Annotated in this window: 1 protein-coding gene; it reads right to left on the reverse strand. The window is 69.2% G+C overall.

Annotated elements, in window-relative coordinates; translation table 11 throughout:
* On the reverse strand, positions 1-229 hold a 229-nt coding region (locus OO68_RS49020), incomplete at its 3' end, for an MFS transporter (protein WP_033314745.1).
* Positions 230-344 lie beyond the last annotated feature (115 nt).

Below are 344 nucleotides of genomic sequence, written 5' to 3' on the forward strand. Positions count from 1 at the left end.
CCATGAAGACCACCGAGGCGCCGAACACCCAATGCGGCATGTGCTGGTCCATGATCCAGCCGAACAGCAGCGGGCTTGCGATGCCGCCGAAGTTGAAGCCGGTCGAGACGATGCCGAAGGCGCGGCCGGCGGCACCGGGAGGCGCGGCGTTGCGCACCATCATGTCGCGCGACGGTGCGATCACGCCGCCGAGGAATCCGGCGAGCCCGAGCGTAAGCGTCAGCGCCACCGGCGGACAGGCTCACCAGCGTAACCAGCAGCACCAGCACGGCATTGACCGCGAAGCAGGCCGCGGCGACCTGGCTGTGACGATGGGTCCAGTCGGCGAGATAGCCGCCGGCGAG

Source organism: Streptomyces iakyrus (assembly GCF_000717055.1).
In the GTDB taxonomy this organism is placed as follows: domain Bacteria; phylum Actinomycetota; class Actinomycetes; order Streptomycetales; family Streptomycetaceae; genus Streptomyces; species Streptomyces iakyrus.